Source organism: Streptomyces sp. NPDC017979, from assembly GCF_044328175.1.
Taxonomy (GTDB): domain Bacteria; phylum Actinomycetota; class Actinomycetes; order Streptomycetales; family Streptomycetaceae; genus Streptomyces.
Map to the genome: position 1 here is coordinate 632,455 of NZ_JBIRGU010000003.1, position 18,078 is coordinate 650,532.

Genomic DNA, 18,078 nt, shown 5'->3' on the forward strand with positions numbered 1-18,078 from the left:
CCCCATCATGCCCCCGGCAGCGTGGTCACTACACCAAGGGTTCCTGGAGTTCGGTCACCCATCCGTCGAGGTCGTCGGGGCACTCCAAGGTCACCTCGCGCGCATAGCCGGCGGAGCGGTGGCCGTACGCGTCGATCCAGCGCGCCAGCGCCTGCGAGGCGGGGACGACGCCGTCCATCGAGCCGCGGTGCACGATCGTCGCCGCCCGCCGCAGCGCCGGGAGCACGACCAGCTCCACCCCGCTGTCCGGGGAGGGCAGGGAGTCCTGCGTCACCCGCACCGCCGCGTGCACCAGGACCGCGCCGCCGCCGTCGGGGGAGTCCTCGTAGTACGCGATGCCGGGCCCGGCCGGCGAGACGCCCGCCACCGCCAGCCGCCCGAACAGCTCGTCGTACAACGGCTGGATCACCGGGCCGACGTGCTCGGGTCCGTAACTCGCCGCGGTGGCCGAAAGCTCGGCGACCCGCACGGCCGGGACGGGCTTCACCACGACCTCGTCGACCGGCAGCCGGCCCTCGTCCTCGATCGACCGCAGCCGCGCCTCGACGCCGGCCAGCCGCACCGCCGCCGCGGCCATCGCCTCCTCCAACTCGGCGCGGCGCAGCACCAGCATCTCCCGCAGCTCCTCCGCGCCGACCTGCTCGCCGAGGATGCGGCCCACCTCCTGGAGCGTGAAGCCCAGGTCCTTGAGGGCCACGATCCGGTTGAGGGCGGCGAGCTGGTGCGCCGCGTAGTGGCGGTAGCCGGTGACCGGGTCGGTCTGCTCGGGCCGCAGCAGCCCGATGGCGTCGTAGTGCCGCAGCATCCGCGCGGACACCCGACCGTGGCGGGCGAAGTCCCCGATGGTGAACATGGCTCCCTCGAAACGCGAAACGCGGGACGCGGAAGCGCACGGTCCGGTGGACCGGTGCGCTCCCTTGAGTGGTTACCTGCCCCACCCAAGCATTTTTCGGGGGTGGCGCGCCCGCGTAGGGCGCCCGCACACGGCATCACCCCCGGGCGGTGGTGCGAACCGCCCGGGGGTGATCTTCGGGAGCGTCAGAGCCCGTAGCGCTCCCGGGCCTCCTTCACCGCCGCCGCGGGGACCTCGCCCCGCCGCGCCAGCTGGGCCAGCGCCGCCACGGTGATCGACTGCGCGTCCACGCCGAAGTGCCGGCGCGCCGCGTCCCGGGTGTCCGACAGGCCGAAGCCGTCGGTGCCCAGGGAGGACCAGTCCTGCTCGACCCACTGGCTGATCTGGTCCGGCACCTGCCGCATCCAGTCGCTGACCGCGAGCACCGGGCCCGGCGCGCCGCTGAGGGCCTGCCGTACGTACGGGGTGCGGTCCTCGCCGCGCAGCAGCGCCTCGTCCGCCGCGAGGGCGTCGCGCCGCAGCTCGCCCCAGGAGGTCGCGGACCACACGTCGGCCGTGACGCCCCAGTCGGCGGCGAGCAGCTGCTGCGCCTCCAGCGCCCAGTGGATCGCCGTGCCGGAGGCCAGGAGCTGGATCCGGGGGGCCTCCGGGCGGGCGGCCTCGCCCTCCTTGAAGCGGTACAGACCGCGGACGATGCCCTCCTCGACGCCCTCGGGCATCGCGGGCTGCTGCTTGGGCTCGTTGTAGACCGTCAGGTAGTAGAAGACATCCTCGGCGTCCGGGCCGTACATCCGGCGCAGGCCGTCCTTGACGATGACCGCGATCTCGTACGCGAACGCCGGGTCGTAGTTGAGCGACGCCGGGTTCGTGGCCGCGATCAGGTGGGAGTGGCCGTCCGCGTGCTGGAGGCCCTCGCCCGTCAGGGTGGTGCGGCCCGCGGTGGCGCCCACGATGAAGCCCTTGCCGAGCTGGTCGGCCAGCTGCCACATCTGGTCGCCGGTCCGCTGCCAGCCGAACATCGAGTAGAAGATGTAGAACGGGATCATCGGCTCGCCGTGCGTCGCGTACGACGTGGAGGCGGCGATGAAGTCCGCCATGGAACCGGCCTCGGTGATCCCCTCGTTGAGGATCTGGCCGTCCTTGGCTTCCTTGTAGTACATGAGCTGGTCGCGGTCGACCGGCTCGTACGTCTGGCCCAGCGGCGAGTAGATCCCGGCGGACGGGAAGAGCGACTCCATGCCGAAGGTCCGGGCCTCGTCGGGCACGATCGGCACCCAGCGGCGACCGGTCTCCTTGTCCCGCATCAGGTCCTTCACCAGGCGGACGAAGGCCATGGTGGTGGCCATCTCCTGGTTGCCCGAGCCCTTCTGGAGGGCCTTGAAGCCGCGCTCCTCCGGCTCCGGCAGGGCGACGGCGTGCACCCGGCGCGCGGGGGCCGGGCCGCCGAGGGCGGCGCGCCGCTCCTGGAGGTAGCGCAGCTCGGCGGAGTCGGCGCCCGGGTGGGCGTACGGCACCACGCCGGAGTCGAAGGCGCTGTCCGGGATCGGCAGTTCGAGCAGGTCGCGCATGCCCTTGAACTCGTCGATGGAGAGCTTCTTCATCTGGTGGTTCGCGTTCTTCGACGCGAAGCCCTTGCCGAGGGTGTGGCCCTTCACGGTCTGCGCGAGGATCACGGTCGGCGCGCCCTTGTGGGCGAGGGCCGCGCGGTAGGCCGCGTACACCTTGCGGGCCTCGTGGCCGCCGCGGGAGGTGTAGAAGCACTCGGCGATCTTCGCGTCCGAGAGCACCTTCGCCAGCTCGACGAGCGCGGGCTCGGCGCCGAAGAAGTGCTCGCGGATGTAGGCGACGTCCCGGGTGGCGTACGTCTGGAACTGGGCGTCCGGCACCTCGCGCAGCCGGCGGACCAGCGCGCCCTGGGTGTCGAGCGCGAAGAGCTCGTCCCAGGCGGAGCCCCACAGCGACTTGACGACGTTCCAGCCGGCGCCGCGGAACTGGGCCTCCAGCTCCTGCACGATCTTGAAGTTGGCGCGGACCGGGCCGTCGAGGCGCTGGAGGTTGCAGTTGATGACGAACGTCAGGTTGTCCAGCTGCTCGCGGGCCGCCAGCGCGAGGGCCGCGGTCGACTCGGGCTCGTCCATCTCGCCGTCGCCGAGGAACGCCCAGACGTGGGAGCCGGAAGTGTCCTTGATCGAGCGGTTGTGCAGATAGCGGTTGAAGCGCGCCTGGTAGATCGCGGAGAGCGGGCCGAGGCCCATGGAGACCGTGGGGAACTCCCACAGCCAGGGCAGTCGGCGCGGGTGCGGGTACGACGGCAGGCCGGCGCCGCCCGCCTCCCGGCGGAAGTTGTCCAGGTCGGCCTCGGTGAGGCGGCCGTCGAGGAAGGCGCGGGCGTAGATGCCGGGCGAGGCGTGGCCCTGGATGTAGAGCTGGTCGCCGCTTCCGTCGCCCTCCTTCCCGTGGAAGAAGTGGTTGAAGCCGGTCTCGTACAGCCAGGCCGCGGAGGCGAAGGTGGCGATGTGGCCGCCGACGCCGTACCGGGCGCCGCGGGTCACCATGGCGGCGGCGTTCCAGCGGTTCCAGGCGGTGATCCGGGACTCCATCGCCTCGTCGCCGTCGAAGGCGGGCTCGGCGCTGGTGGGGATGGTGTTGACGTAGTCCGTCTCCAGGAGCCGGGGCACGGGGACGCCGGCCCGCTCGGCGTGCTGGAGGGTGCGGCGCATCAGGTACGAGGCCCGGTGCGGGCCCGCGTGCTGGGTGACGGCGTCCAGGGAGGCCGCCCATTCGGCGGTCTCCTCGCTGTCACGATCCGGGAGCTGGTCGAGCTCGCTCGGAAGCTTGCCTGCGGGGTCGGTCATGTCGCCGCCTTCCGGACTGGAGGGGGGTGGAGATGGTGGGAGGCAGGTGGTACTGGGTGGTACGGGTGTCTGCCGGGGGGTGCCTTGTCTGGCAGGACAGGGCGCGGGGCGTGTTGCCCCCAGCGACTGTAAGCCTCTGATCGATGATCGATCAAAGTGCTAGGAGGTAAAACTTCTCCGAAGGGCGAAATTGGCATTCCGTGCCGCGAAATGGGGCACGCAGTGCCCCTGAAAAGGGCAGGGAACACCCCGGATGAAAGGGCGAAGGCTCAGGTGAGCGCGGTCTTCGGGGTGGTGCGGGGTGCGCTGCGCCGGTTCCGGCGGGCGAGCTGTGGGCGCTGCGGGTGATCGCTACGGTGCGGGGCGTTCCGGCGCGGGTGCACAGCCCAGCACGTGCGCCTTCACCAGCGGGCCGATCTCCGGGTCGTGCCTCAGGAAGGCGTCGACGAGGGCCTGGTGCTCCTCCGCGTAGGACTGCTGGACCGTGCCCAGCCAGCGGATGGAGAGCGCCGTGAACACCTCGATGCCCAGCCCCTCCCAGGTGTGCAGCAGGACGTTGTTGCCCGCGGCCCGGACCAGCTCCCGGTGGAAGGCGACGGTGTGCCGGACCTGGCCGGCGGAGTCGCCGGTGCGGTCCGCCTCGTACAGCGCGGCGACGTGCGGGGTGAGCACCGAGCAGTCCACGGAGAGCCGGTCGGCCGCGAGTTCGGCCGCGATCTGCTCCAGCCCGGCCCGGACGGGATAGCTCTCCTCCAGGTCCGCCGCGGTGAGGTTGCGCACCCGGACGCCCTTGTTCGGCGCGGACTCGATCAGCCGCAGGCTCTCCAGCTCCCGCAGGGCCTCGCGGACCGGCGTCTGGGAGACCTGGAGCTCGGTGGCGATGCCGCGCTCCACGATCCGTTCGCCGGGCTTCCAGCGCCCGCTGACGATCCCCTCCACGATGTGCTCGCGGATCTGTTCCCGGAGCGAGTGGACGACGGGCGGGGTCATGGGGGCTCCCGGGGGACGCGGGCGGGGTGCACGGGGTGCCAATTATCGCTGCCGCAGGTGTGCGGGAAGAGTCCCCGACCGGACACGCAGCGGGACGATGCCAGGTCACAGCGGTGTCGTCGACGGCGGCGGCGGACCTCCGCCCGCCTGCGGCCCGGGACCGGTCGAAGACCTTCCGCCCCTGGTCGGACGGGGTGCGGACGTCGTTGGCCGGCGTGAACGGCTACCGGGCGGTACGCCGGCGGGGGCGCCCCGGCGACGCCACGCGGCGGAGGCGAACGTACTCGGGGCGTAATGCAATTCATACGGGTGAGTGTCACCACAGGGTGCCGTCGGCGGGCTCAGGGGGCGTTCCGCCCCCGAACGCGCCGGCGCCCCCGGCCGGAAGTACCGGTCGGGGGCGCTGGTTGGTGCTGTCGGGTCACGGGACCCGGGTGGTGTCCTTACAGGCCGAGCTCGACCTCGAACTCGCCGGCCTCCAGGATCGCCTTGACGGCGCTCAGGTAGCGGGCGGCGTCGGCGCCGTCCACCAGGCGGTGGTCGTACGAGAGCGACAGGTACACCATGTCGCGGACGCCGATGACGGTGCCCTCGGCGGTCTCGATGACGGCCGGGCGCTTCACCGTGGCGCCGATGCCCAGGATGGCGGCCTGGGTCGGCGGCACGATGACGGTGTCGAAGAGCGCACCGCGCGAACCGGTGTTGCTGATGGTGAAGGTGGCGCCGGCCAGGTCGTCCGGACGGATCTTGTTGGTGCGCACGGCACCGGCGAGCTCCGCGGTCTTCTTGGCGATGCCGGCGATGTTCAGGTCGCCCGCGCCCTTGATGACCGGGGTCATCAGCCCCTTCTCGGAGTCCACGGCGATGCCGATGTTCTCCGTGTCGAAGTAGGTGATGCTCCCCTCGTCCTCGTTGATCCGGGCGTTGACGATCGGGTGGGCCTTCAGCGCCTGGGCCGCCGCCTTCACGAAGAACGGCATCGGGGAGAGCTTGACGCCCTCGCGGGCGGCGAAGCCGTCCTTGGCCTGGTTGCGCAGCCGCATCAGCTTGGTGACGTCGACCTCGACGACCGTGGTGAGCTGGGCCTGGCTGTGCAGCGCCTTCATCATGTTGTCGCCGATGAGCTTGCGCATCCGGGTCATCTTGACGGTCTGCCCGCGCAGCGGGGAGACCTCAAGCGCCGGGGCCTTCGCAGCGGCCGGCGCCGGAGCGGCGGCAGCGGCGGGGGCCGGGGCAGCGGCGGCGCGGGCGGCCTCGGCCGCGCTGACGACGTCCTGCTTGCGGATGCGGCCACCGACGCCGGTGCCCTTGACCGCGGACAGGTCGACGCCGTTCTCGGCGGCGAGCTTGCGGACCAGCGGGGTCACGTAGGCGTCATCAGCCGCGGAAGCGGCCGGAGCGGCGGGAGCGGCGGGAGCCACCGGGGCCGGCGCGGGGGCCGGAGCCGGAGCGGCCGCGGGGGCCGGGGCGGCGACCGGAGCCGGCGCCGGTGCGGGGGCCGCGGCCGGGGCCGGCGCGGGAGCCGCGGGGGCGGGCGCAGCGGCGGGGGCCGGGGCAGCCGGGGCGGCGGGCGCAGCCGGAGCGGCACCGGCAGCGCCGATGACCGCGAGCTTGGCGCCGACCTCGGCGGTCTCGTCCTCGCCGACCACGATCTCCAGCAGCACGCCGGCGGCGGGCGCGGGGATCTCGGTGTCGACCTTGTCGGTCGAGACCTCCAGCAGCGGCTCGTCCTCCTCGACCGACTCGCCGACCTGCTTCAGCCAGCGGGTGACGGTGCCCTCGGTGACGCTCTCACCGAGCGCGGGCAGGACGACGTCCGTACCGGCGGCGCCGCCGGCGGGAGCCGCGGCGGGCTGCTCGGCCGCCGGGGCGGGGGCCGCGGGGGCCTCGGCCACGGGCGCCGCAGCGGCGGGTGCGGGGGTCGGCTCGGTGGCCGGGGCGGGCGCCGGTGCGGCTTCGGCGGCGGGCGCCGGAGCGGCGGCGGGCGCGCCCGTGCCGTCGTCGATGACGGCCAGCTCGGCGCCGACCTCGACGGTCTCGTCCTCGGCGACCTTGATGGAGGCCAGCACGCCGGCGGCGGGCGCGGGGATCTCGGTGTCGACCTTGTCGGTCGAGACCTCCAGCAAGGGCTCGTCGGCCTCGACGCGCTCGCCCTCGGCCTTCAGCCAGCGGGTGACGGTGCCCTCGGTGACGCTCTCACCGAGCGCCGGCAGGGTTACGGAAACCGGCATGGTTTCTGTTGCTCCTAACGAATGTGCGGGGAAGTGGTCGTCGTCTGGCCGAAGGCTCAGTCGTGGGCGTGCAGCGGCTTGCCGGCCAGCGCCAGGTGGGCCTCGCCGAGCGCCTCGTTCTGGGTCGGGTGCGCGTGGATGAGCTGCGCCACCTCGGCCGGCAGGGCCTCCCAGTTGTAGATGAGCTGCGCCTCGCCGATCTGCTCGCCCATCCGGTCGCCCACCATGTGGACGCCGACCACGGCGCCGTCCTTGACCTGGACGAGCTTGATCTCGCCCTGCGTCTTGAGGATCTTGCTCTTGCCGTTGCCGCCGAGGTTGTACTTCAGCGCGACGACCTTGTCCGCACCGTAGACCTCCTTGGCCTTGGCCTCGGTGATGCCGACGGAGGCGACCTCGGGGTGGCAGTACGTCACCCGGGGAACGCCGTCGTAGTCGATCGGGACGGTCTTGAGACCGGCCAGCCGCTCCGCCACCAGGATGCCCTCGGCGAAGCCGACGTGCGCGAGCTGGAGGGTCGGGACCAGGTCGCCGACCGCCGAGATCGTGGGCACGTTCGTCTGCATGTACTCGTCGGCGAGGACGTAGCCGCGGTCCATCGCGACGCCCTGCTCCTCGTAGCCCAGGCCGGCGGAGACCGGGCCGCGGCCGACGGCGACCAGCAGCACCTCGGCCTCGAAGGTCTTGCCGTCGGCGAGGGTGACGCGCACGCCGTCCTCGGTGTACTCCGCCTTCTCGAAGAAGGTGCCGAGGTTGAACTTGATGCCGCGCTTGCGGAAGGCCCGCTCCAGCAGCTTGGAGCTGTTCTCGTCCTCGACCGGGACGAGGTGCTTCAGGCCCTCGATGACGGTGACGTCGGCGCCGAAGGAGCGCCACGCGGAGGCGAACTCGACGCCGATGACGCCGCCGCCCAGCACGATCGCGGACTTGGGCACGCGGTCCAGCTTCAGCGCGTGGTCGGAGGAGATGACGCGGTTGCCGTCGATCTCCAGGCCCGGCAGCGACTTCGGCACGGAGCCGGTGGCCAGCAGGATGTGGCGGCCCTCGATGCGCTGGCCGTTGACGTCGACGGAGGTGGGCGAGGACAGCCGGCCCGCACCCTCGATGACGGTGATCTTGCGGGAGGCGATCAGCCCCTGGAGGCCCTTGTACAGGCCCGAGATCACGTCGTCCTTGTACTTGTGCACGGCCGCGACGTCGATGCCCTCGAACGTCGCCCGCACGCCGAACTGCTCCGACTCGCGGGCCTGGTCCGCGATCTCGCCGGCGTGCAGCAGCGCCTTGGTGGGGATGCAGCCGTAGTGCAGGCAGGTGCCGCCGAGCTTGTCCTTCTCGATCAGGGCGACGTCCAGGCCCAGCTGGGCCCCGCGCAGCGCCGCAGCGTAACCGCCGCTACCGCCGCCGAGGATCACTAGGTCGAAAACGGTGCTGGCGTCGTTCGCCACGTCACGTCCTCCATGCATGTGCGCCGGTCGCCGGTCCCCCTTCTCGCCGGGGGCGACCGGCCTGTCGGCTGGTGTGCGGCCGATGTCTCGTCGGCCCTGTGGTGGGGGCCCTGTCCTGCCGAGGCCCATCTTCGCATTTGTTGGCGGAAGACGGGACGCGGGTCGGCGCTCTGGTGGCGTCTGATCGATCACCCCAGGGGTTACCCGTGCGTAGAACATTCGGACGCCTCCACCGATTCCGTGCGAAGTGACCGCTGGTCGGCGTTTCGTCCACAGCGAAACGGAGCGCGTCCTCGAACCGCGCTCAAGTGTGCGTACGGCCCCGGACGCGGATCGGTCCGGGGCCGTATCGACGAGCGGGTCAGCCGAGGTCGCCGTCGCCCATCCGCTCCGCCAGCTTCACCAGGGTGCGGACCGAGGAGCCGGTGCCGCCCTTGGGGGTGTAGCCGTAGGGCGCGCCCTCGTGGAACGCGGGACCGGCGATGTCCAGGTGCGCCCAGGTGATGCCCTCGCCCACGAACTCCTGGAGGAAGAGGCCGGCCACCAGGCCGCCGCCCATCCGCTCGCCCATGTTGGCGATGTCGGCGGTGGGGGAGTCCATGCCCTTGCGTAGCTCGGCCGGGAGCGGCATGGGCCAGGACTGCTCGCCGACCTCGTCGGCGATCTCGTGGATCGCGGTGCGGAACGCGTCGTCGTTCGCCATGATCCCGAAGGTGCGGTTGCCGAGCGCCAGCACCATGGCGCCGGTGAGGGTGGCCACGTCCACGATCGCGTCGGGCTTCTCCTCGGACGCCTTCCACAGCGCGTCGCCGAGCACCAGGCGGCCCTCGGCGTCGGTGTTCAGCACCTCGACGGTCTTGCCGCTGTACATGCGCAGCACGTCGCCGGGGCGGGTGGCGTTGCCGGACGGCATGTTCTCGGCGAGCGCGAGCCAGCCGGTGACGTTCACCGGCAGCCCGAGCCGGGCGGCGGCGACGACCGCGGCGAACACGGCGGCGGCGCCGCTCATGTCGCACTTCATCGTCTCGTTGTGGCCGGCCGGCTTCAGGGAGATGCCGCCCGAGTCGTACGTGATGCCCTTGCCGACCAGCGCCAGGGTCTTGGCGTTGCGGGAGTGCGTGTACGTCAGCTTGACCAGGCGCGGCGGGTTCGTCGAGCCCTGCCCGACGCCCATGATCCCGCCGAAGCCGCCCTTGACCAGCGCCTTCTCGTCGAGGACCTGGACCTTGATGCCGTGCTCCTTGCCCGCGGCGCTGGCCACGGCGGCGAACGCCTCGGGGGTGAGGTCGTTCGGCGGGGTGTTGATCAGGTCGCGGGCGCGGTTGATCTCCTCGGCGAGCGCGAGGGCGCGCTCGGCCGCGGCCTTGTGGGCCTTGTCCCGCGGCTTGGCGCCCAGCAGGGCGACCTCGGCGAGGACGGCCTTGCCGCTGCCCTTGGCGTCGGCGCCGCCCTGGTAGGCGGTGAAGGCGTACGCACCCAGCAGCGCGCCCTCCGCGACCGCGGCGGTGTCGGCGGCGTCGGAGATCGGCAGCGCGAACGCGGCCTTCTTCGCGCCGGCGAGCGCGCGGGCGGCGGTGCCGGCGGCGCGGCGCAGGGCCTCGGCGCCGTACGCCCCGTCCTTCTTCGGCGCGGCGCCCAGGCCGACGGCCAGGACGACGGGGGCCTTCAGGCCGGCGGGGGACGGAAGCTTGGTGGCCTCGCCCTCGGCGCCCGCGGCACCGAGCGTCTCCAGGACGGCGGCGAGCTTTCCGTCGAACGCCTTGTCCACGGCCTCGGCGCCCGGCGCGACCACCGGACCCTTGGCGCCCTTCGCGACGCCGACCACGATGGCGTCGGCGCGCAGCGTCGCGGCGCCGGCAGTGCTGAGAGTGAGAGCAGTCACGGTGGTGATTTCTCGCTTCCGTTGAGTTCCAGGGCCGATGGGGCCACGAGGGGGCCGGGGAGACGCGTTGGCGCCCCGTCCGGGAAGAGCCTACGCGCGGTCATCGCGCGGGCTCACGGCGGCGCTTCGCCTCGGGCGCCGTCCGGGTGCGTCGTGCCGCCCCTGCCGCGCCAACTGAGCCGCGCCCACGCGGGGTTAACTTCGCTCCGGTTCCTAGCCCGCTTCCCCGCCGTTCCGCGAAGCCTCGTCGCGCACTTCCTCCCCCCTCCAGCGCCCCGGAAAGTCGACTTCCCGCCGTTGGACGAGACCTTGTCGTGCGTCCGCGGCCCGGCGGGGCTTGTTCGCGCAGTTCCCCGCGCCCCTGTTGTGCTTCCCCCGTCACATATCTGCGGGCTGGAGGCGGGGTCTTTAGGGGCGCGGGGAACTGCGCGAACGGGCCCCACCGGCCGGTGGAGATCAACGCTCCCGCAGGGTTACGGCGAGGGGTTTTGGGGGCGCTGGGGTCCCCCATGCCCGCAGGGCACAGGTGGGGGTCCCCCCACGCCCCTGGGCGTAGGGGGAGGAACTGCGCGAACAACCCACCACCGGGGCGCAGAGACCAATGTGCCCGCGGCGGAACGGAGGGAGGCGTCTGGGGGCAAGCCGAGACAGGCCCTAGGGGGCCAGCGTGAGGATCACCAGCGTTGTGGTGGGCGCGGTTTCCGCGAGCGCGCCGAAGACGTCGCCCGTCACGCCGCCGAAGCGCCGCACGCAATGCCTCAGCAGCGCTTCGGACGCGACGAGCCCCGCCAGCACCGCCACGGCGTGGCGCACCGCGTCGACCGGGCCGAAGCCGAGGGCGACAGCCGCCGCCGCGGCGGCGACGAGGAGCACCAGAGCCAGCGCCACGCGGACGCGGACCACGCCGGCGACCGCCGCGCCCAGGCCCTCGGGGCGGGCCGGCGGGACGCCGGTGCGGGAGGCGCAGGTCAGCGCCAGGCGCGCGGTGACCGCGGCGAGCACGACGCCCACCGCCCCGTACGCCCAGCCCTGCGCGTACAGCGCGGCGACCGCCGCGACCTGGGCCAGCAGCACGAACAGCAGGGTGACGACCCCGAAGGGGCCGATGTCGGACCGCTTCATGATCTTCAGCGCGTCCGCCGCGGGCTTGCCGCTGCCGAGCCCGTCCGCGGTGTCGGCCAGCCCGTCGAGGTGCAGCCCGCGGGTGAGGGTCGCCGGCACCGCCACCGCGGCCACCGCCGCGAGCGCGGGACCGGCGCCCGCGGCCAGCAGCAGCCCGCCGGCCGCCGCCGCGAACAGCCCCACCACCAGCCCCGCGAGCGGCGCGCAGGCCATGCCGACGCGGGCCGCGTCGCGGTCCCAGCGGGTGACGCGCACGGGCAGCACGGTCAGGGTGCCGAAGGCGAAACGCAGCCCCGTGCCGGGGCCGGGTCGGGTGGGGGAAGAGGGGTCGTCACTCACCGGCGCAGGGTAGCCCAGGGCCGGCAACCCACCGGCTAGATTGCGCGTATTGCAACAAGAGGTGCAGATCGCAAGAAAAGGCGCAGTCCATGGGGCAGTGGTTCCACGACAACATCACCGAGCCCGGCAAGCTGCCGACGCTGCTCGCCCTCGCCGCCTTCGTCCTCACGTTCGTGATCACCCGCACCATCACCCGGCTGATCCGCGCGGGCCGCGGCCCCTTCCGCGACGTCGCCCCCGGCGGACTCCACATCCACCACGTGGTGCCGGGCGTGATCCTCACCGTCGTCGGCGGCTTCGGCGCGGTCGGCAGCGGTCGGCACGGCTGGGCGGCGGGCGTCTTCGCGGTGCTGTTCGGGATGGGTGCCGGGCTGGTGCTCGACGAGTTCGCGCTGATCGTGCACCTCGACGACGTGTACTGGACGGAGGAGGGCCGGCGCAGCGTGGAGGTCGTGGTGCTCGCCGCCGCGCTCGCGCTGCTGGTGCTCGGCGGCTTCTCGCCGCTGGGCGTCGACTCCCTCACCCCCGAGGAGCGCCAGAACCGGACCGCCGCCCTACTGACCGTCCTGCTCAATTTGCTGCTGGTGCTGGTCACCTTCGTCAAGGGCAAGCCGCGGATGGCGCTGATCAGCGTCTTCGTGCCGTTCGTCGCGTTCTTCGGGGCGGTGCGGCTGGCCAGGCCCGGTTCGCTGTGGGCCCGTCACCTCTACCGCGGCCGGCCCCGGGCGCGCGCCCGGGCCGCCCTGCGCTCGTACCGGCACGACCGCCGCTGGGACGGGCCGCGCCGGAAGTTCCAGGACCTGATCGCGGGCGCCCCCGACCGGCTGCCGACCCGGAACAGGTCGCGCCCCGACGACTGAACGCCGGCGCCGGCGCGCCTCGGCCGCCGTGCAGAGCGCCAGCGCGGCGGCGATGGCCGCCAGGTGTTCCTTGCCGGCGAGGTTCGGCTTGACGAGCACCTCGACGACCATGGCGAGGACGACCGTGGCGGCGGTCCAGCGGGCCCGCAGCCGCCAGCACGCGTACACCGCGAGCCCGACGACCGCGGCCGACGGGCCGGTGTCCACGACGGCGGCGTCGGACGCGGGCAGCCCGACCGGTCCGCCGGGGCCGAGCGCGATGCCGACCCGGGCGTACAGCGTCCCGGCGAGGGTGCAGACGTACGCGACCAGCAGGGTGCGCGTCCGCCCGAGCGCGCACTCCGCGATGCCGAACACCAGCAGGACCTGCGCCAGGGCGCCCCACACGGGCAGGTCCAGCGCGGGCACGAACAACGACAGGGGGGTGCGCAGCAGGGCCAGCCAGAGGGGGTCCTCGGCGCGTACGGTGCCGACGGCGCGTACGACGTCGTACCCCCAGCTCCGGTGCTGCACCACCTGGAAGGCGGCGATCAGACAGACCGCGGTGAGCGTCAGCGCGAGGGCGCGCGGCCCGCGGGCGGTCAGCGCCGTGCGCACGGCGGCGTACGACGGACCCCACTCGCGCCGTACGAACCCGCCCACCGCGCCCGTCGCGCCGGCCGCGGTCATCGCGAGGTCGCCGCGGGTGTCGCCGTCGGGGCCTCCAGGTGCCTGCGGTGCAGCCAGCCCGGCAGCCCCGGCGCTTCGAGGAAGCCTTCGGCGCGGGCCGCCGCGATGGCGATCCGCGGCAGGTCGGCGCTCTTCTCGAAGAGCAGGAACCGCGGCTCCCAGATCGGCCGGTACTTGGCGTTGGCGCGGTACAGCGACTCGATCTGCCACCAGCGGGAGAAGAACGTCAGCAGCGAACGCCACAGCCGCAGCACCGGGCCGGCGCCGAGGCGCGAGCCGCGCTCGAAGACGGAGCGGAACATCGCGAAGTTCAGCGACACCTGGGTGATCCGGACCTCCGAGGCGCGCTGGAGCAGTTCGATGACCATGAACTCCATCAGGCCGTTGTCGCTGTCGCGGTCGCGGCGCATCAGATCGAGCGAGAGCCCGTGCGGGCCCCACGGCACGAAGCTGAGCACGGCCCGCAACTCGCCCTCGGCGTCGGTGCACTCCAGCATCACGCACCGGCCGTCGCCCGGGTCGCCGAGCCGGCCGAGCGCCATGGAGAAGCCGCGTTCGGTGGCGCCGTCGCGCCAGTCGTCGGCACGGCGCAGCAGTACGGCCAACTCCTCGGGCGGGATGTCCGCGTGCCGCCGGATCCGCACCCGGTACCCGGCGCGCTTCACCCGGTTGTACGCCTGGCGCACGGTCCGCATCGCGCGCCCCTCCAAGGTGAAGTCGGCGGTCTCCACGAGCGCTTCGTCGCCCAGCTCCAGGGCGTCGAGGCCGTGGCGGGCGTAGATCGTGCCGGCCTCTTCGCTCGCGCCCATCACGGCCGGGATCCAGCCGTGCTCACGGGCCTGGGCGAGCCAGGGGGTGATCGCGCCGGGCCACGCCTCCGGGTCGCCGATCGGGTCCCCGGACGCCAGGCAGACCCCGCCGACGACGCGATAGGCGACGGCCGCCTTGCCGGTGGGGGACCACACCACGCTCTTCTCGCGGCGCAGCGCGAAGTAGCCGAGCGAGTCGCGTTCGCCGTGCCGTTCCAGGAGGTCGCGCAGCCGCTCCTCGTCGGCCGCGTCGATCGGATCGACGGCGCGGCGCGAGCGGAACGCCGCGTACAACACGGCGAGCAGCAGCAGCGTGGACGTGACGTTGATGGTGACGTCCACCCAGCCGGGGGTGTCGATGCCGGCGAAGGCGGAGTCGTCGGCGGCGAGCGAGCCGAGCCGGACCACGCCGTACCACCAGCGTTCCAGGAAGGTGGAGGGGGCGGTCGCGGTGTTGGTGACGGTGACCAGCAGGGCCGCGCCCAGCGAGGTGACCAGCAGCCCGCCGGCCGCGACGGCCGCCGCGAGCTTGGGGTTGGCGCGGTCGCCCTTCGCGTAGAACTCCCGCCGCCCCAGCAGCAGCGCCCCGCAGAACGCGGCGGTCAGCACCAGCGAGACCCAGTTCTGCGGATGGGACCTGATGCTGGCGTCGGTCGCGAAGGCCAGCAGGAAGAGGGCGAGGAACAGCCCCGCGAGGACCAGGTTCAGGATCCAGGCGGCCCGCTTGCGGCGGCGCATGGTGATCGCGAGGAAGAGCGTGAAGAGGCCGGAGGCGAAGCCCGCGGTCAGCAGGTACGGGGTGAAGTAGTCGTCGACGTTGTGGCGGCGGATGTCCTGGCCGAGGGAGACCCACACCGCGCTCAGCACGTTCAGGCACGTCACCGCGCGGAGGTACCAGACGGTGAACGCCCAGGCGCGGTGCGAGCGGGCGGTCTCCCCGTCGGAGCGGGTGCCGCTCCCTGCTGCTTCGCTGACCGAATGGAACAAGCGGACCTCTCCCATGAAAAGCGATCATATGGGGCATCGCTGGTCATGGCGGGTCAGGGTGCGGCAGCCCTTGTCGACGGCGGCCGCACCCGGCGCGTCAGTCCTTGTCGTCGCCCGCCTCGGGGCCGTCGGCCGCGGCGTCCGCGGGGCGCTCCGGCAGTTGGGCCAGCAGCGAGGCGGCTGCCTGTACGAGGGGGAGCGCGAGCAATGCCCCGGTTCCTTCACCCACACTGACGCCCTGGTCGAGCATCGGGTTGAGCGCCATCCGGTCCAGCGCCTTCGCCTGCGCCGGCTCGCCGGTCAACTGGCCCGCCAGCCACCAGTCCGGCGCGCGGAACGCGGCCCGCTGTCCGACCAGCGCGCACGCCGCGGAGACCACCCCGTCCAAGATCACGGGCGTACGGCGCACGGCGCACTGGAGCAGGAAGCCGGTCGTCGCCGCGAGGTCCGCGCCGCCGACCGCCGCCAGCAGCTCCAACTGGTCACCGAGCACCGGGCGGGCGCGGCGCAGCGCGTCGCGGATCGCGGCGCACTTGCGCATCCACGCCAGGTCGTCGATGCCGGCGCCGCCGCGGCCGGTGACCACGGAGGCGTCCGTCCCGCACAGCGCGGCGACCAGCACGGCGGCCGGGGTCGTGCCGCCGACGCTCAGGTCGCCCAGCACCACCAGGTCCGTGCCGGCGTCCGCCTCCTCATCGGCGATCGCCATGCCCAGGCGCACCGCCGCCTCGGCCTCCTCGACGGTCAACGCGTCCTCGACGTCGATCCGCCCGCTGCCGCGGCGCACCCGGTGCCGTACGACGTCCGCGGGCAGCAGCTCCGGGTCGCAGTCCAGCCCCGCGTCCACGATCCGCACCGGCACGTCCATCCGGCGGGCCAGCACCGCGACGGGGCTGGTGCCCTCCAGCACCGCGGAGACCAGCTCGTGCGCGCTGCCCGCGGGGCGGCCGGAGACGTCCGACGCCGCGACGCCGTGGTCACCGGCGAAGAGCACCACCTTCGGGCGGACGACGGGCTCGGGGGGATTGCAGCCCTGCGCGGCGACCAGCCACTGGCCCAACTCGTCCAGCCGCCCCAGCGACTTCGGCGGGATCAGCAGCCGTTCCCGGTGGTCTTCGGCGACCTGCCGGAGGGTGCCGTCGGCGCGGGCGATCTGGTCGGAGAAGTCATCGAGAGTCAGCCTGCTCATTCGCCGAACAGTACCGGGTGGCCCCGGGCCCCGTCGGCGGCCGTTCCCCTGCGGGTGCGCTGCGCTGTGCGGGCTGTGGGTGCTTGCCGTTTCCCTGCGGGTGCGTTTGGTCTCTGCGGCCCGGTGGGTGGCCGGTCGCGCAGTTCCGCCCCCTACGCCCGAAGGGCGTGGTGGTACCCCCAGCGCCCCTTTTGCCCGCCGTTTCCCTACGGGTGCGTTTGGTTTCTGCGGCCCGGTGGTGGGCTGGTCGCGCAGTTCCCCGCGCCCCTGAAACCCCTCGTCCCGCAGGTATGACGACGGGGGCAGCGAATCAGGGGCGCGGGGAACTGCGCGACCAGCCACCCACCGGCCCGCAGGGAAACGGCGCCCGCAGGGAAATGGCGCCCGCAGGGAAACGGCGCCCGCAGGGAAACGGCGCCCGCAGGGAAACGGCGCCCGCAGGGAAACGGCGCCCGTAGGGAAACGGCGAGGGGTTTCAGGGGCGCGGAGGCCCGTGCCCGAAGGTGCAGGTGGGGCGGAACTGCGCGAGCAGCCCACACCGGGCCGCAGAGGCCAAACCGCACCCGGAGGGGCTAGCGCAGGCGCAAGGGGTGGCCTGCGACCACCAGGAGGACCTGTTCGCACTCCGCGGCCACCGCCGCGTTCAGTCGGCCCAGCTCGTCGCGGAAGCGGCGGCCCGACGCCGTCGCCGGGACGACGCCCGCGCCCACCTCGTTGGTCACCGCCACCACCGTCCGCCGCGCGGCGCGCACCGCGGCGACCAGCTCCGCCACCCGCTCCCGCAGGGACGACTCGCCGCCGTTGCGCCAGGTCTCCTCCTCCCACGCCCCCGCCCGGTCCAACGCGTCCGTCAGCCACAGCGACAGGCAGTCGACGAGCAGCGGCGGGCCCGGGGCCGTCAGCAGGGGCACCAGGTCGCAGGTCTCCTCGGTGCGCCAGGACCCGGGGCGGCGGTCCCGGTGCAGCCGGACCCGTTCCGCCCACTCCGCGTCGCCCTCCCGGCCGCCGCCCGTCGCCACGTACGTCACGTCCGGGAAGGTCCACAGCCGCCGCTCCGCCTCCACCGACTTGCCCGAGCGGGCGCCGCCGGTGACCAGGGTGCGCCGGGGGACGTCCGGCACCGCGTGGTACTCGCCGACGATCAGCGTCGTCCCGTCCGGCACCGCCCGCGCGCCCGCCGCTGCCAGCCGACGGTCCAACTCGGGGCCGCCCGGCACGTCGTGGTCCAGGTGCACCGCGACCACGTCGGTCGTCGGGCCGACCGCCCCGGCCGCGCGCAGCCGGGCGAGCCCGTCCGGCCGGCCGACGACGTCCGCGACGACCATGTCGTACGGCGCGGCGGCCGGCGCGAGGCCCGCGGGCGCGCCCTGCGGCGGCAGGTACAGCAGCCGGGTCCCGTCGGGCGCCGTCACCTCGTACCCCGTGCCCGGGTGGTCCATCGGCACCGCCCGCACCCGGTGCCCGCTGATCAGGGTCAGCACCCGGCCGTCCGGTACCCGGCCCGCCGTCGGCAGCCCCGCCGGCAGGTCGACCGCGGGCCCGTCGTGCGGGTGCGTCAGCAACACCTGGCGCACCCCCACCAACGAGTGGCCCGCGCGCGCGGCGGCCAGCGCGGCTCCCGGCGTCAGGTCGAGCAGCAGCGCCCCGTCCACCAGCAGGGCGGTCGCGGCCCGCGCTTGCGGGCCCCGGGCGAGTGCGCACACGGCGCACGGACAGTCGGACCTCGGCAGCCCGGCGGGTGCGCCGGTCCCGAGCAGGGTCAGTTCCACGCCCTTGATACTCCCGTGTCTTAGCCACTGCTGCGCGCCCGGCTACGCTGCGGGCAGGACAGTGATCACCGACGGCCT

General features: G+C 73.4%; 11 protein-coding genes. 1 reads left to right on the plus strand and 10 read right to left on the minus strand.

Going from position 1 to position 18,078, the window contains the following annotated elements:
* Window positions 1-28 precede the first annotated feature (28 nt).
* The 7 genes from ACH4E8_RS12335 to ACH4E8_RS12365 all read right to left on the minus strand — a co-directional run bounded on the left by ACH4E8_RS12335 (window position 29) and on the right by ACH4E8_RS12365 (window position 11,717).
* Window positions 29-853, minus strand: coding sequence for a MerR family transcriptional regulator (locus ACH4E8_RS12335; RefSeq protein WP_398447027.1), 825 nt, complete (start codon window positions 851-853; stop codon window positions 29-31).
* Window positions 854-1,038: 185 nt separating this feature from the next.
* Complete coding sequence (aceE, locus tag ACH4E8_RS12340) at window positions 1,039-3,708, minus strand: pyruvate dehydrogenase (acetyl-transferring), homodimeric type (RefSeq protein ID WP_398447029.1); 2,670 nt, start codon at window positions 3,706-3,708, stop codon at window positions 1,039-1,041.
* 351 nt (window positions 3,709-4,059) lie between these two features.
* The gene (locus tag ACH4E8_RS12345) at window positions 4,060-4,698 is read right to left on the minus strand and encodes a GntR family transcriptional regulator (protein ID WP_398447031.1); all 639 of its coding nucleotides are present in this window, start codon (window positions 4,696-4,698) and stop codon (window positions 4,060-4,062) included.
* A gap of 443 nt (window positions 4,699-5,141) precedes the next feature.
* Entirely contained in the window at window positions 5,142-6,929 is a 1,788-nt protein-coding gene (gene sucB, locus ACH4E8_RS12350) for a 2-oxoglutarate dehydrogenase, E2 component, dihydrolipoamide succinyltransferase (protein WP_398447033.1), read from the minus strand.
* Between the two features lie 56 nt (window positions 6,930-6,985).
* Window positions 6,986-8,374, minus strand: coding sequence for a dihydrolipoyl dehydrogenase (gene lpdA / locus ACH4E8_RS12355; RefSeq protein WP_398447035.1), 1,389 nt, complete (start codon window positions 8,372-8,374; stop codon window positions 6,986-6,988).
* 361 nt (window positions 8,375-8,735) lie between these two features.
* Entirely contained in the window at window positions 8,736-10,256 is a 1,521-nt protein-coding gene (locus ACH4E8_RS12360; RefSeq protein WP_398447037.1) for a leucyl aminopeptidase, read from the minus strand.
* A 654-nt stretch (window positions 10,257-10,910) separates the two neighbouring features.
* On the minus strand, window positions 10,911-11,717 hold the full coding sequence (locus tag ACH4E8_RS12365; protein ID WP_398447039.1) for an adenosylcobinamide-GDP ribazoletransferase: 807 nt from the start codon (window positions 11,715-11,717) through the stop codon (window positions 10,911-10,913).
* 89 nt (window positions 11,718-11,806) lie between these two features.
* Here ACH4E8_RS12365 and ACH4E8_RS12370 point away from each other — a divergent pair, with 89 nt between their 5' ends.
* Entirely contained in the window at window positions 11,807-12,577 is a 771-nt protein-coding gene (locus ACH4E8_RS12370; RefSeq protein WP_398447041.1) for a hypothetical protein, read from the plus strand.
* 665 nt (window positions 12,578-13,242) lie between these two features.
* On the opposite strand, the gene ACH4E8_RS12375 is transcribed toward ACH4E8_RS12370, so the two are convergent.
* The 3 genes from ACH4E8_RS12375 to ACH4E8_RS12385 all read right to left on the minus strand — a co-directional run bounded on the left by ACH4E8_RS12375 (window position 13,243) and on the right by ACH4E8_RS12385 (window position 18,000).
* Window positions 13,243-15,057, minus strand: a complete 1,815-nt coding sequence (locus ACH4E8_RS12375; RefSeq protein ID WP_398447043.1) for a phosphatidylglycerol lysyltransferase domain-containing protein — start codon at window positions 15,055-15,057, stop codon at window positions 13,243-13,245.
* An 82-nt stretch (window positions 15,058-15,139) separates the two neighbouring features.
* Entirely contained in the window at window positions 15,140-16,231 is a 1,092-nt protein-coding gene (cobT, locus tag ACH4E8_RS12380; RefSeq protein WP_398447045.1) for a nicotinate-nucleotide--dimethylbenzimidazole phosphoribosyltransferase, read from the minus strand.
* A 572-nt stretch (window positions 16,232-16,803) separates the two neighbouring features.
* On the minus strand, window positions 16,804-18,000 hold the full coding sequence (locus ACH4E8_RS12385) for a bifunctional adenosylcobinamide kinase/adenosylcobinamide-phosphate guanylyltransferase (protein WP_398447047.1): 1,197 nt from the start codon (window positions 17,998-18,000) through the stop codon (window positions 16,804-16,806).
* Between the last annotated feature and the right edge of the window lie 78 nt (window positions 18,001-18,078).

Excerpts from the sequence above, each read along its gene's own strand:
- ACH4E8_RS12375 (WP_398447043.1), bottom strand. The coding sequence starts at position 15,057 with ATGGGAGAGGTCCGCTTGTTCCATTCGGTCAGCGAAGCAGCAGGGAGC.
- sucB (WP_398447033.1), bottom strand. The coding sequence starts at position 6,929 with ATGCCGGTTTCCGTAACCCTGCCGGCGCTCGGTGAGAGCGTCACCGAG.
- ACH4E8_RS12345 (WP_398447031.1), bottom strand. The coding sequence starts at position 4,698 with ATGACCCCGCCCGTCGTCCACTCGCTCCGGGAACAGATCCGCGAGCAC.
- ACH4E8_RS12335 (WP_398447027.1), bottom strand. The coding sequence starts at position 853 with ATGTTCACCATCGGGGACTTCGCCCGCCACGGTCGGGTGTCCGCGCGG.
- cobT (WP_398447045.1), bottom strand. The coding sequence starts at position 16,231 with ATGAGCAGGCTGACTCTCGATGACTTCTCCGACCAGATCGCCCGCGCC.
- aceE (WP_398447029.1), bottom strand. The coding sequence starts at position 3,708 with ATGACCGACCCCGCAGGCAAGCTTCCGAGCGAGCTCGACCAGCTCCCG.
- ACH4E8_RS12370 (WP_398447041.1), top strand. The coding sequence starts at position 11,807 with ATGGGGCAGTGGTTCCACGACAACATCACCGAGCCCGGCAAGCTGCCG.